The 12,878-nt window shown below is 71.0% G+C and carries 12 protein-coding genes and 1 pseudogene; all 13 read right to left on the bottom strand.

Translation table 11 applies throughout. From position 1 onward, the window contains the following. Position 1: 1 nt before the first annotated feature. On the bottom strand, positions 2-529 hold the full coding sequence (locus tag ACFF45_RS20130; protein WP_381347790.1) for an adenine nucleotide alpha hydrolase family protein: 528 nt from the start codon (positions 527-529) through the stop codon (positions 2-4). Positions 530-603: 74 nt separating this feature from the next. Beyond that, positions 604-1,668: a hypothetical protein gene (locus ACFF45_RS20125; RefSeq protein ID WP_381347789.1), complete on the bottom strand. Its 1,065-nt coding sequence runs from the start codon at positions 1,666-1,668 to the stop codon at positions 604-606. Then, positions 1,665-3,449 (bottom strand): type IV secretory system conjugative DNA transfer family protein, encoded by a 1,785-nt coding sequence (locus ACFF45_RS20120; RefSeq protein ID WP_381347788.1) that lies wholly within the window; start codon positions 3,447-3,449, stop codon positions 1,665-1,667. Before ACFF45_RS20120 ends, ACFF45_RS20125 begins: the two co-directional genes overlap by 4 nt. Before the next feature lie 250 nt (positions 3,450-3,699). After that, positions 3,700-4,464 carry a hypothetical protein gene (locus ACFF45_RS20115; RefSeq protein ID WP_381347787.1) on the bottom strand — a complete coding sequence of 255 codons (765 nt, stop codon included), beginning with the start codon at positions 4,462-4,464 and terminating at the stop codon, positions 3,700-3,702. 109 nt (positions 4,465-4,573) lie between these two features. Continuing rightward, positions 4,574-5,074 carry a hypothetical protein gene (locus ACFF45_RS20110; protein ID WP_381347786.1) on the bottom strand — a complete coding sequence of 167 codons (501 nt, stop codon included), beginning with the start codon at positions 5,072-5,074 and terminating at the stop codon, positions 4,574-4,576. Between the two features lie 52 nt (positions 5,075-5,126). Continuing rightward, positions 5,127-5,894 (bottom strand): hypothetical protein, encoded by a 768-nt coding sequence (locus ACFF45_RS20105; protein WP_381347785.1) that lies wholly within the window; start codon positions 5,892-5,894, stop codon positions 5,127-5,129. Positions 5,895-5,921: 27 nt separating this feature from the next. Beyond that, on the bottom strand, positions 5,922-6,560 hold the full coding sequence (locus ACFF45_RS20100; RefSeq protein WP_381347784.1) for a hypothetical protein: 639 nt from the start codon (positions 6,558-6,560) through the stop codon (positions 5,922-5,924). Between the two features lie 90 nt (positions 6,561-6,650). Further along, complete coding sequence (locus ACFF45_RS20095) at positions 6,651-7,349, bottom strand: hypothetical protein (protein ID WP_381347783.1); 699 nt, start codon at positions 7,347-7,349, stop codon at positions 6,651-6,653. Between the two features lie 222 nt (positions 7,350-7,571). Continuing rightward, positions 7,572-8,288 carry a hypothetical protein gene (locus ACFF45_RS20090; protein WP_381347782.1) on the bottom strand — a complete coding sequence of 239 codons (717 nt, stop codon included), beginning with the start codon at positions 8,286-8,288 and terminating at the stop codon, positions 7,572-7,574. A gap of 204 nt (positions 8,289-8,492) precedes the next feature. After that, positions 8,493-9,212 carry a patatin-like phospholipase family protein gene (locus ACFF45_RS20085; RefSeq protein WP_381347781.1) on the bottom strand — a complete coding sequence of 240 codons (720 nt, stop codon included), beginning with the start codon at positions 9,210-9,212 and terminating at the stop codon, positions 8,493-8,495. Between the two features lie 110 nt (positions 9,213-9,322). Continuing rightward, positions 9,323-10,821, bottom strand: a pseudogene (locus ACFF45_RS20080) (putative type IV secretion/conjugal transfer ATPase). 25 nt (positions 10,822-10,846) lie between these two features. Continuing rightward, positions 10,847-11,308, bottom strand: a complete 462-nt coding sequence (locus tag ACFF45_RS20075; RefSeq protein WP_381347780.1) for a DUF6238 family protein — start codon at positions 11,306-11,308, stop codon at positions 10,847-10,849. A 41-nt stretch (positions 11,309-11,349) separates the two neighbouring features. Then, positions 11,350-12,819: an SCO6880 family protein gene (locus tag ACFF45_RS20070; protein ID WP_381347779.1), complete on the bottom strand. Its 1,470-nt coding sequence runs from the start codon at positions 12,817-12,819 to the stop codon at positions 11,350-11,352. Between the last annotated feature and the right edge of the window lie 59 nt (positions 12,820-12,878).

Here is a 12,878-nt window from a genome sequence, read left to right as displayed (position 1 = left end):
TTCACTGCTCGACGAAGACGCCCTTGGGTATCCACTTGGGGTAGGGGTAGCCGAGCAGCGCGCGGATCTGTTTCTTGATCGGCTTGACCTTGTACTCCCCCGTGCACTGCCTACGTGACATCCCGGCCCCGCCGTCCGGGTTGAGGATGTGCAGGGGCATGCTGGCGAACCGGTGGTTCGGGTCGAGCGCGTCGTTCCTGATGTTGCCGGAGGACACCCGAAGTATCGGGATCCCGGCGGGGCGCGCGATCTCCCGCTCGATCCGGTCGAGATGGTCGTAGACGGCGCGCGGCTCCCAGCCCGTGTCGGCGAAGACCGCGAAGTCGAGCTTCGGCAGGCGGCCCTCGGCGGCCAGGATCAACAGGCTGCTCGATTGGACCCCGGCGCCGAGCGAGAGCACCCTCAGCGTCGGCGAGCCGGTGGTGCCGGAACGGCTCGGCCTGGAGGCGCTGTTGGGCTCGGAAGCGGTGGCCCTTGAGCGCTTGGCAGGATTGTGGCGTTGAGCGGTGTCCGGGATGGAAGGAGGCATTGCGGAAGTCCTTCTGAGCGCAGGGAGGGATGGAGGGAGCAGGGAGGGATGGGAGAGAAAGCGGCGGCGGAGGGTTACCGGCGGCGGGGCGCGGCGGCCGGCGCAGGGCGTGCCCCGGTTGACGCCCGCGCAGGGCTGGCCGCGGTGACGCTGGGCGGCCGGGCGGGAGAGGTCGCGGTGGCCGCATGGAGCCGGGAGTTGCTGGGCTCCTGTGCCCGACCGGGTGCTGGCGCGAGTTCGATGCGTGTCCCGGGGCCGGTGGTGCGGGCGGCTTGGGCGGTGTCGGCGAAGCGGCGCCAGGCGTACTCGGATCGGTCGCGGGCCCAGTCGTCGGCGTGGGCGACGAGGGCCGGGGCGAGGGCGCCGACCTCGGCCTCGGGAACGGTGCCGAAAGCGAGCAGCTGTCCACCGTCCGACCACAGGTCCAGGTACCAGTCCTGGCCGACCGGGTACGCCTTCACATGGGCGCCCGAACTGTCGGGCTGGTAGGCCCAGAAGCCCCCGAGGTCGGCCCAGCCCGGTCCGGCAAACGGCGGGTCCGGTGTCGGCGGAGTCGGTTTGGGGGTGCCCCGGTCGGCCACCGCGAACAGGTCGGTCGGGGCTTCGTCGTTGAGCGCGTTCTTGACCAGCCGGAGCACGTCGTCGCCGTTCAGTCCCTCCCGGCCGTCCAGGACGCCGACAACGCGGTGGATGGCACGCAGCGTCTGCCGGGCACCTTCGGGATCGTTGAGTTCCGCGGGATGGTTCGGGGCGTTACGCAGCTGGAACTGGACGCGGTCGGCGGCCTGGCGCAGTCCTTCCATCTGCCGCGGTCCGGGCCGGTCGGGAAGGTTCTCGATGCGGTAGAGGACGGCGTTGAACGGGCGCATGTACTCGTTCACCGCGCGGTGGGCGTAGCGCTCGGCGTGGTCGGTGAGGGCCCGGGTTGCCGCCTTCCGAACGGCGTCGTCGTGCTTGCGCAGCTCCGTGAGCAGGCCCATGTAGCGGTCGCGGGTGTCGATCTGCTCGCGCAGCACCGACTCGTACGCCGAGTTGAGCAGCTCCAGGTCCGACAGATCGGCGACCGGCTCGTCGGCGGAGGCGTACTGCTCGCGCAGGGAGGCCACACGCTCGGCGGCGGGCTTGTTCCAGACGCTCATGCCACGGTCCCGAAGTCGTCACGGCCCAGGGACTTCGACAGGGCGCGTTCGGTTATCGCCTTGGTGGCGCGGGCTGAGGCGGCGCCGAGGGGACCGGCGTTCGGCTCCTTGTACCAGGGCTTGAGGTTCAGCAGCGCTGGGCGGATGCCGGTGGCCAGGAGCAGTGCGGTGCCCTTGGGCAGGGCCCGGATCGCGTCGGCCGGAAGGATCCGCTCCTGCCGCATCGAAACCGACTTGGACTTGCCCGACTCGCTGTGCGAGACGGAGACGGTCTGCACATCGTGATCGCCCACCAGGCGCGAGAGCTTGTCCGCGAAGTCGGCGTCGTCGATGCCCGAGCCGATGAGCTTGACGGTGGCCGCAGACCACAGGGCATCCATCCCGGCCTCGCCCCATACCCGTACGCCCTGGCGATAGGACTGCAGGATGGTGACGGGGATGACGCCCCGGGAGCCGAGGTGGGAGTACAGGTCGGGCAGGTCCTGGATCTTGCAGACGTTGGCGGCCTCGTCGAGGATCGCCAGCAGGGGCGGGTCGAGGCGTCCGCCGTCGCGTTCGGCCTGGATGACGGCGGCGCGCATCACGGCGTCGGCGGCTGCGGCGATGATCGCCGAGGCGGAGCCGCCGCCGTCCTTGGACAGCAGGAACAGAGTGTCGCGGCTGGTGGCGAACGCCTCCGGCTTGAACTCGGGCAGGTCTGGGGCTGGGGTGACCCAGGCGGCGATGGCGGGGTCGAGGAGACAGGCGGCGTACTGGCGGGCCGTTTCGAAGATGCCGTCGCGGGTCTCGACCGCCCCGGCGACGGTGCCCTGCAGCTGCGCGGCGACTGCGTCGAGCCTGGCGTCGACCAGGATGTCGATGGGCGTGCGATCAGCCGGAGATGCGAGCCAGGCGAGTACGTCGGTGATGGGCCGACGGTCACGGGCGGCGGCCAGGAACAGCGCCGTCAACGTGTTGGCGGCGGCCGTCGACCAGAAGTCGCCCTGGGAGGACTCGTCCACGCTCGCGGTGACGAAGTGACCGGCCAGGCGGCGGGCGCCGGCCAGGTCGTGGGCGTCGGCGAGGATGTCCCACCACACTTCGCGCGGGGCGTGCGCGATCTGTTGCGGGTCCAGCGTCCACACGGTGCCGACCTCGGCGCGGGCGTCGAGGGTGGCGGTGTAGGCGTCGCGGGCGGCCTTGTTCGAGGTCAATAGGACCGGGCCGGGGGCGCGGAGGATGGCGGGGATCGCGAGTCCGGAGGTCTTGCCTGAGCGGGGAGCCATGATCGCCAGGAGGACGTCCTCCCAGGAGGAACGTATCTCCTTGTTGCCGGGATTCAGGGTGCCGAGCAGGATGCCCCGGTCGTCGGGCGCGATCTGCTTGGTGTTCGTGTCTTTCAGGCTGGGCCGGAGGTCCTTGGCCTTCGCGCTGATCTCTTTGGGCAGCAGCCCGGAGAGATCACGCTGGTCGGCAAGACCTTTGGGGTTACCGCGTAGCCGCAACCAGAGCTTCGCGCCGACGACGGCGGTGAGTAGGAGCACCAGGGCGGGCAGCACGTAACAAGCGGTGACGACCGTCGGGCGGGGAAGGTGAGGCCAGAGCTGCTCGGGATGGAACAGCGCGGTCGCGGGATGGTAGACGGACCATCGGCCCGAACTCGTAATGACAGCGGCGAGATTGCCGCACAGCCAGGCCAGCGAACCGCCGACGAAGCCGAGTCCGGCGAGGGCGAGCAGGAGATAGAGGAGGGCGTCGGTTCCGGTGGTGGTCGAGGGCGTGCGTGAACGCGCGGATGGCACAAGAGACTCCGGGAATGGTGACAACGAGGGGAAGGCGACAGGCAGGGAGTTCTTCTGGCGGTCATCGAGGGCTCCTCAACGGATCGGGCGCGGTCGGCGGCTGGGGGGGGGGAGGCGGCGTGAGGTGTCATTGCGGCCGGGGCGGAGGCAGCGGCATCGCTGGCGACGGCCGTCGGACGATGGCATGTGCGGCACCGGCTCGGGACGAGATCGGGGCAGCTCCGGGCTGTTCACGACAGAGCTCTGGAAGTCAGCGGGCACGACGGGTGGGCTGGGCCCCGGACGGCGCAGCGGTGCTGTCCGGGGCGGCCCCTTGCCTGCCGCTGGCGGGGGTGTTACGGGTGGCCGGTGAGGTGGCGCGGGCGGCGCTGGTGACAGCCATCTCGTCGTAGGTGGTGACCTGGGCCTGCTGACTTCCTTCCCGGGGTTGCTGGGGCGGTGAGGCCGGTTCCAAAGCGCGGAAGTCGAAGGCGGCGCTGTCGAGATCATGGCCGACCTGGGTCAGCTGCTCGGATGCGGCGGTAAAACGGTCACTCAGGCCGAAGCTGCTGCCGTCTTCGTCGAAGTCGTTGCATTTCTCGGCCGCTGCTTCCAGGGCCTCCTGAAGGCGGATCAGTACGCCGTCGGCAGGGTCGAGGATCTGGTCCAGGGCGTCGGCTGCCTGTCCGGCGGTGGTGGCGGCGTTGACCTGGTCGGTCAGGTCGAGCACTGCACGGCCGACGCTGTAGCGCCCGAGGGGATCTGTGGGGGTGGGCGCCTGGGGCGGGTCGGGGTCCAGCTGTGGGTCGATGTCGACCCGGTAGCGGGCTGCACGAAGCATCTGCGCCGCGTACCCGGCAACAGCCACTCGCTCGTCGCTCGAGCTGGCCAACGGCATCCGATGGCGTAGCCCGTGCCAGTCGTTGATCTCGGTGAATCCGGCCCGCCGCAGCAGGGTGGCAGCCAGGGCGTCGGCGCCGCGGGCGCTGACCCGGCCGCTGGGCTCGATGGCAATGGTGATCAGGGGTTCAGGCACGACAGTTGCTTTCGGTCGAAGGGTGTGGCTCGGCTGGGAAGTGCAGGATCCGGTGAAACCGGTGCTTGGCCAGGCCGGATCGGGGTGATAGAGAGTCCGGCGCCGAGCGCTACGCGTACGGGTTCTCGGTGGGCCGGTCAGAAGCGCTGGCAGCCTGGAGGAGTTCCGGCAGATCGCCGGGCTCGGCCTCCCTCTGATCAATCCACCACCCGGCCCGTGTCACGGTGCGGGCGGTGTCTTCGAGGGCCTCCCACTCGGGTTCCGTGGTGTCGCCTTCCAGCACGAGGGCGGTGTAGGCGGCGGCCATCAGCTGGTGACGGCAGCGGCTGCCCCAGGCCACCGCGCGGTCGGTCCCGTCGAGCGGCGGCATCCGGTACTGCTTGGCCCAGTTGTCGGCCTCGGCCTGCTCCTGGGCGCGCTTGTTCTCCAGCCACGTCTCCTTCTCCTCGGCGTCGTTGTCGCGGCTGGCCTTCCAGCAGTCGGAGCAGTCCCGTCCGGCGAGCCAGCGGGCGTAGCCGGCGCGGCGGTCGGCGGGACGGTCGGAGAGATCGACGGTCGTGGTGTGACCGCACGGGTGGTGGTCGATGGTCCACTTGGTCTTGACGGCCATGGCGGTGGTGCTCCTTCGTGAGGTGGTGAACGGGTCGGGGCGGTCGGGGCGGTCAGTGCGTTCGGGCGGGACCGGACGGCGCAGACGTTGCTGCCGAGGGCGGTGTTGCAGTGGTAGGCGAGTGGGCCGGCCGGTGCGGGGATGCGGCCACGGCCGCCTGGGCACGAGCCCCGTACCTGGGCAGGAGGTCTTCGTGCGGGTGGGTGGGAGTGGTAGCCAGCGGTGGGGCGTCGGCGGGGATCACGTTCGGCATGACCGCCAGGTCGCCTTCGACGTCGGCTACCCGGTCGCCGAGGAAGGCCATGTGGTTGGCGATGGTGCGCAGCCGGGAGCCGAGTTCGAGCCCGGTGTCGGCGTCCAGGCGTTCGCACCAGGTGGCCGTGGTGGTGAGGAGTTGTTCCAGTTCGCCCATGGCGCCGAAGTCTTCGTCCAGCAGTTCCTGAAGGATCTCGGCGGCATCCATCGCACGGTCGGCCGTGTGCAGCTCGGCGGTCAGCGCGGTCAGAGACTGCGCCGGGACGGCCTTCCGCGCGGGCGTGTCGGGCGACTGCGGGACGGGAGGGGGCACCATGAGGCGCGGATCGGCTGCCACCGACAGGCCCGCGTCCTGCAGAACGCGGGCGGCGCCGGTCACCGCACGCAGGACCCGGTTGTAGGGGGCGTCGCTCGGCAGGAAGTACAGCCCCGAATCCGGGTGCCGACGGAAGTGGTGCTTGCGCAGGACCTGCTCGGTCTCGGTGTAGGGGTTGGCGGGGGCGACTTCGGCGACGACACCAAGGTCGGGATGGGGGCCGAAGGCGATGTGGGATTCGAGGCGCACGGAACGCGCTCCTTATATATAGGGCTGTTATCGGCTGGGGGCGGGCGGGGCAGAGGGAGCCTGGGGCGATTGGTATGGCGCGGGACTGTCGGCTGTCGCCGGCCGGGAAATGGCGGAGTGCGCGGGCGAGACGGTGGTCGCGGCGTGAGCCCGGCTGTTCTGCTGGGGAAGCCCCGTGTTCGTAGGCCGCAGCGGCAGGGGGCTGTCGAGGTCGAGGAAGTCGGCGCCGGTGAAGCCCAGCTCCACGCTCAGCTCGGCGATCTTGTGGCCAAGGCGCCGGCAGATGCGGGCGAGGTCGCTGCCCTCATCGCCGAGGCGCCGCTCGCACCACTCGGCGCTGGCCTCCAGCAGCTGGTGCAACTCCGGCATGACGCCGCCCCGGTCGTCCAGGAGGTCGTTGAAAACATCGGCGACATCGGACGCATGCTGCGCCTGAATGACCCGGGATGTCAGCGCGCGGATGCTCGAAACCTGCGGCGGCTCTTGCAGATGGGGGTCGGCGGCGACGGTGTACCCGACGGCTTGCAGGTCACGGATGAGCTGAACCATCGTGCGGCGGTCCGCACCCTTGGGGAGGACGAAGATGTCCAGCTGCTTGTGGTGGTCGAAGCCGACGGCGCGCAGTGCGGCTTCGGCTTGCGACAGTCCGTCGGAGACGGCCGCCACGGGTCCGAGTTTGGGGTGAAGGCCGAAGGCGACGTCGGGTTCGTTTGCCATCGCAGTGTGCTCCTGGGGCTCTGGGAACGGAGGTGCTGATCAGCGGGAGCGGCGCCCTGGCGCCCGCAGTCCGGCAGCCGGCGGTGCGGACGGAGAGCGGCTGTCCGGGGTGTCGGTCGCCGCACGGACCGGGTGGCGCAGGGTCGAGCGGGCGGGCGAGACAGCGGTGGCTGCCCGTGTTCGCGGCTCCGGCGGCGGCACGGGGCGGCCGTTGCCGCGGACGTATGCGAAGGCCGCGAGCGCACGGTCGGTATCCGCGTGCCGACTCTCGACGTACCGCAGGTCACCTTCGCCGTAGAGCAGGACGCCCTCGCCCGTGGCGCGGTAGGTACCGACCGCACGCAAGGTGCCTTCCGGATCCCGCAGTTGATCGAGGAGCACCAGGCGGCCGGAAGCGATGTCTGAGGCGAGGGCACGAGCATGTGCGTACGGCCCGGACAGACTCTCGGCGCGATCGCGGTGGCGGTTCTGGGAGGGCCGTGGCGGCAGCGAGTCGGGCTCGAAATCAGCGTCGACAGCCACTTGATAGCGCACGATGCGCAGGCTCTGCACGGCCTGGCGGGTACGGCGGATCCCGTCCCGCTCGGGCTCGGCCAGCGCGTACAGCTGGCGGCGGCCAGGAACGGGCTCGAAGCCCACGCGCCGCAGAACGTGGTCGATGACAGGGGTGTTGTGCCGGTTGGCGGCCACGATGCCCAGATCTGGGTGGTGGCCGATGACTATGTGCGGGTCGTCCATGAGGGTGTCTCTTCTGGCGTCGGCGAGGTCGGCGGCATCGCGGCTGGCCCGGTGCGGAGGTCGGCGGGACAGAGACCGCCGGGACGGTGGCGGGTGGCGGCTCTGCCATGTGTTGCCGTCCCGGTGACGGCGCACTGCCGGTCGCGGGCGATGGTGATGTCCAAGGCGGAGTCGGAGCCCGGCACGCGTGGGTCTGCGTTCGATCGGGGGAGGGGTGGGAGTTCAGCGCGTACGGCGCGGTGGCTGCGGGGCGGCCGGAGGCGGCGGCTCGGCCTCGTCGGAGCCGGGGCTGGCCGGGGCATGGCCGGTGGCCGTCCGCGCCTGGGCGGCCTGGATGCGCAGGAGCCACTGGGGTACGGGACGGCGCTGGCGGTCTTCGGGGAGAGCGAGCAGCGCGTCGGCGGTGTGATGGATACCGACGGTGGCGTCAAGCAGGGCGCGATTGGCCTCGCGCAACCGTTCCGCCAGCGGCGGGGTGCCGAGGCCGTCGACCCAGAAGCCGGCCTTCTCCACCACTTCGCGGAGCGCGGGCAGCATGCCGATCCTTTCGTCGGTGAGGACGTAGAGGAGGGCGGCAACCTCGACGGCCTCGTCGGCGTGGACGATCTCGTTGATCAGCGTGCTCAGGGTCTGGTTGTAGGCGGCGTGCGTGGCGACGAGAGGAGCCGTGCCGATGTCGTCATTGCGCAGGAGCAGCGAGGGGTCGATGACCACCGGGTATCGGGCGGCGGTGAGCATCTCGTAGGCGTAGGTGGCCTTTTCGTTCTCGTAGTCCTCGCCCATGTCGTAGTGGAGCCGGTACCAGGACTGGCGGATCGAGGACTGCGGGATGAATCCGGCCCGTTCCAGGAGCGTGGCGGCGAATGCGTCACCGCCTTCTGCGGTGACGCCGCTGGTGGGGCGGCGGGCGATACGGATGGCGGGGATGGGCTCGGGCATGCTGGGACCTCCTGTGGTGCAACGGGACGCGGGATTCGGGCACAGGCGTGCGGCGTGAGGGGTGTGGTCGAGGATCCGGACGTGGAGGCGTTTGGGGAGGCCGGGAATGTGCGGTAGGGGGCCGACAGGTCACCGCTCAGTGAGTGCGGGGAGCGGTTGCGGCGCCGGGTACCTGGTGGCTCGATGGCGGCTCGGTCCGAGTTGTTACGCGTGCTTGCACCGGTCGGCCAGCCAGGTGCGGGTGGTGTCGTAGCCGAGGCTGATCAGTTCTGCTGCGTGGCGGAAGTCCAGAGGGTTGAGTCCGCTCCGTACGCAGGGGGTTGGCAGCATGTGAACCTCGCCCTGTGCGGCCGTGAGATCGCTGGCCGAGGTTCGCCCGAGCATCATTCCGATGGTCCGGATCAGCATCGGCAGGGCCCCGGTGACCGGGGTCTGCGGCTCGGCTGTCAGAAGAGAGGGCAGTACGTAGCTGGTGGTGGCGCCGAGCGCCTCGGCCTGCCGGATCGGGATGTCGGCCGAGAGACTCCCGTCGACCAGGAGTTGGCCATTGCGGGCGACTGGCGGCAGGACTCCGGGAATGGAAGCGCTGGCCAGCAGCGCGTCCACGGCGGGCCCCGCGGAGAGCACCACGGGTGCGCTGGACTGTGCGTCGGTGGCGACAACGTGCGCGGGAATCCTGGTGTCGCGCAGATTGTGGACTTGCAGGCCGCGTTCGATCAGGGCGCGCAGCCGGTCCGGCTCGGCGAGGCTGTCGCGCAGCCCGGTCAGTCCGGTGACGAGGGAGAGCAGGCGCAGGGGGAACACGTCACCGCGCCGGGCGCGCGTCCACAGCTGGTGCAGTTGGTCGAGCCCTTCTGCCGTCGGATCCTGGGCGAAGGCGACAGCGTTGAGCGCACCGGCCGAGGAGCCGATGACGAGGGTCATGGCGGAATCCCAAGGTGGGAACCCACGCCTTCACGCGCCTTCAACGCCGCATCTCCGCAGTGGTATTGGAGAGTCGAGAAACCGTCAGCCGGAGTGAACTCACTGACTTTTCAGTTCATCCGGGCGTCGGTGTCGAACAGTTCGCGTTCGCGCGGATGGAGGAGGTGTTGCGTAATGAAGGACCGGCCCGCGACCTTCCACAGGCCGCGACCCTTGGTCAGGGCGGAGACGGCTTGGGTCTCGACGCCGGTCAGGCCCAGGAGGGTGGCGGCAGTGGCGAGTTGGTCTGCTTCCTGGCGGTAGATGATCCGTGTGGAGCAGTCGGCCAGCAGGCCCTCGGCGAGTGCACGGCCCCGCGATCCGGCGTCGCCTGCGGTCAGCAGGTCGGACAGCCGGTGGATAACCATCAGGTTCGCGATGCCGAGTCCTCGGGAGAGCTTCCACTGCGACTGCATGCGCTCCAGCAGGGCGACGTGCCGCATGACCCGCCACGCTTCGTCGTAGATCACCCAGCGCCGGCCACCGGTGGGGTCGGCGAGGGCGGCCTCCATCCATGCCGAGGCACAGGTCATGGCGAGGACGAGGGCGGTGTCGTCACCGGCGCCGCCGAGCCGGGACAGGTCGATGGACAGCATCGGCGCGGCCGGGTCGAAGGCGACCGTGGAGGGGGCGTCGAACATCCCGGCCAAATCACCGTGGACGAGTCGGCGCAGGGCGTGCGCGAGGTCTTCGGCGGCCTGGCCCAGCCGCCCGGACAGCTCGCCGGTGGCCGCGTCGAGCCGAGCCGGTGTGCCCAGGACGTGGGCGACGTCGCCGAGCAGCGGCGTGGCGCCGACGGCCTCGGCGGCGCCCACGACCTGGTCGAGGGCGACGTCGAGCGCGGTGTGCTCCATCGGGTGCAGGTCGCGGCGCAGGACGGTACGGGCGAGGGAGCCGAGCAGCAGCAGACGGCGCTTGCGGACCTCGCCCTTCCAGTCCTGCTCGCTGATGCCGTACGGCTTCGCAGGGGCGTCGAGCGGGTTCAGCCGTCCTGGGAGGCCGGGGCCGAGGGCGATGGTGCTGCCGCCGAGGGCCTGGGCGACGGCTTCCACTCGCCCTTGGGATCGCAGGGGACGTAGATGCGGTAGCCGAAGGCAACGGCGCGTACCGCGAGGGACTTGGCGAGGGCGGACTTGCCCATGCCGATGATCCCGGCCAGCAGGATGTTCGGATTGGTGAAGCCCTCCAGCCGCCCGTACAACGCGAACGGGTCGTAGGTGAACGCGGCTTCGGCGTGGACATCGCGGCCGATGTAGATGCCCTGTGCGCCGAGTCCGCCTTCGGCGAGGAAGGGGTACGCGCCGCTGGCGGTGGCCGTCGTCATCCGGTGTGCGGGCAGTTTGAGGAGGCCGCCTCGGGCGGAGGCGGGGCCGGGCCTTCCCGAGGTGGGGTAGGTGGCCCGCAGGTCCGGGTCGGTACCGGGAGCGGTGGGGCGGGTCTCGGGCCGGGCGGCGTGGCGGGCGGTGTGGCGGGCGGCGGCGAACTCTTCTCGCGCGGCGCGAGCTGTGGCGCGGCTGGCCTTGCGCGGGGTGAACAGGGGGCTGGCGCTGGCGCGCGTACGGATCGCCATGGGGCAAGAACTCCTCGGGCGGTGGTCAGTGGCGGATGAGGCCGGTGAACGGGTCGTGCAGCTCGGCCGGGGTCGTTTGGCGACGGACCCGGGCGGCGGTGGCGAGATGCCGCTGGCAGATCGACAGCTCCGGGGCACCCTCGGGAAGCCCCGCCCGGCACGCCTCCGGGGCCGGCGTCTGGCCAGTGGAGGGGCGGGGAGCTGCGTGATACGCGGCGTGGAGGTGCTCGGCGGCCTGCCACAGCCGGGTCCGTACGGCGCGCAGGTGGTCGCCCTCGGCTTCGGCGACCACGGCGGTGCGGGTGGTGTGGGCGTCGAACAGGCCGTGCAGGGAGATCAGATGGGAGTGCAGGGAGTCCAGCTCGGCGCGGCTGGCTGCGACCGTTCCGGCGGGGACGTTGATGCTGCGGTGGAAGTCGAGCGCTGCGGTGGCGAACGGCACGAAATCCGGGGCGAGGTCGGGCAGCGGCGGCTGCGGGGTCAGCATGGCGATGCCCTTCGGCGAGGTGCGGGTGAGAGGACGGAGCGCTACGGGCGGGCCAGCGGGAGGGCCGCATTGGTGAAGGCTTCGGCCTGCTGCCAGGTCAGACGGCGCAGATCGACCAGCGCGGCGACAGCGGCGGTCTCGACGGCGGCGCAGGCGGCGTTGAGCTGTTCGTCGCTCTCGGCGGAGACGGTGAGCAGACCGGTCAGGGCGACATCGGCGTGGCCGGCGATCAGCTGCCGCTCACGCGCTTTGATATCGGCGTACTCGACCGAGTCCTCCTCGGAGTCGACCTGGCCCTTGCGCTGCCGCTCGGCCGCATCCGCGATCACGGTGGCCTTCTTGCGCTGGACGTCCCTCAGCGCGGCATCGAGGCCCTTGGGCGCGTAGGTGAGTGAAAGGGCGCGGCGCACGCCGGAGGCGAACAGCAGCTGGTGCAGGAACCCGGGGCTGGTCTCGATCCGGGGCCAGTTCTCGATCCAGAACACCGCGTGGTGCGCGGTGTCGGTCTGGATCCGGTCGGCCTTCTCCACCAGGACCACGGGGCCGGCGGCGGCCGGGTCGGCCTGCGGGCGTCCAGAGGCCGACCAGCGGTCGAGCGCCGCGGACGCCTCGGGGTCGTACGCGGTGCGCACCACGGCGGCGATCTCGCTGCCGGTGAGCCAGCCGGCGGGGGTGAGTCCGGCGTTGCGGGCCGCCTGATCGAAGGTTGCCGTCAGCTGGGACAGGACCGCAAAGGCGCCGGTGAGCCCTCCTCCGGCCTGGTTGATCAGCCGTCGCGCGGCCTTGAGGTCCAGGGCCAGGGCGACGTACGCCTCGTGCGGCGCGGCAGCGGGTCCGGCGGCGGCCAGCAGGTCGGCGTAGACGGGGCCGGCGAGGTGGGTGTCGGGGCGGCCGTGGTCCTCCCAGTAGCGGTTGAGCGCGTCGCCGGAGTCGGGGACGGTGCGCTCCAGGACCTGGATGCGGGCGATTTGTCCCGTGCGGGCCAGGGCGGCGAGGGCTCGGCCCCATCCCGCGACGTTGGCGTTCTGGGTGGCCGGATCGAGGAGCGCGAAGGCCCGGCTTGAGATCTTCACGACGGCGGTCAGGGTCTGCCGATGCGGGTCGTGGATGGCGCCGACGCGGCGGTCCGGGGAGGCGACCACGCGCAGCGAGGCGGCGGTGCCGGGCAGGTGCAGCAAGCCCTCGCGGCGCGGCCGGGTGGAGGGCCTGGCGAGCCAGAGCAACTGGCCGCGGGCACGGCGCAGGGCGTACCGGAGCACGATGGGGGACCAGTCGGCGAGCGAGCGGCCGTGGTGCCGGGCGAAGACCGCGACCGCGATCACCGCCCACACCGGTATCAGCTTGAGTGCTCCGGTGACGCCGGCGGTGAGCAGGACCGCGAGCAGCAGCAGACCGGTGGCGGCCACGACGACGAGCTGGGCGGTAGTCAGGCCGAGCAGCACGCCGCGCCGCGAGCGGTGCGGGAACTTGACCGTGGCCGGGGCATCGGCTGGTGAGGTGTCGGAGAGCATGGCGAAGCCGTCCTTGAAACGAAGTGCAGAGATGGAAGGGGAGGGAGGGGGCGGGCCAC

The organism is Streptomyces cinereospinus (assembly GCF_042430725.1).
GTDB classification, from domain to species: domain Bacteria; phylum Actinomycetota; class Actinomycetes; order Streptomycetales; family Streptomycetaceae; genus Streptomyces; species Streptomyces cinereospinus.
This window is presented reverse-complemented; position numbering and strand designations above follow the sequence as displayed.

Bases quoted from the DNA above. Each gene is read 5' to 3' on its own strand.
- ACFF45_RS20090 (WP_381347782.1), bottom strand. From the start codon at position 8,288: ATGCCCGAGCCCATCCCCGCCATCCGTATCGCCCGCCGCCCCACCAGC.
- ACFF45_RS20130 (WP_381347790.1), bottom strand. From the start codon at position 529: ATGCCTCCTTCCATCCCGGACACCGCTCAACGCCACAATCCTGCCAAG.
- ACFF45_RS20110 (WP_381347786.1), bottom strand. From the start codon at position 5,074: ATGGCCGTCAAGACCAAGTGGACCATCGACCACCACCCGTGCGGTCAC.
- ACFF45_RS20085 (WP_381347781.1), bottom strand. From the start codon at position 9,212: ATGACCCTCGTCATCGGCTCCTCGGCCGGTGCGCTCAACGCTGTCGCC.
- ACFF45_RS20075 (WP_381347780.1), bottom strand. From the start codon at position 11,308: ATGCTGACCCCGCAGCCGCCGCTGCCCGACCTCGCCCCGGATTTCGTG.
- ACFF45_RS20095 (WP_381347783.1), bottom strand. From the start codon at position 7,349: ATGGACGACCCGCACATAGTCATCGGCCACCACCCAGATCTGGGCATC.
- ACFF45_RS20070 (WP_381347779.1), bottom strand. From the start codon at position 12,819: ATGCTCTCCGACACCTCACCAGCCGATGCCCCGGCCACGGTCAAGTTC.
- ACFF45_RS20125 (WP_381347789.1), bottom strand. From the start codon at position 1,668: ATGAGCGTCTGGAACAAGCCCGCCGCCGAGCGTGTGGCCTCCCTGCGC.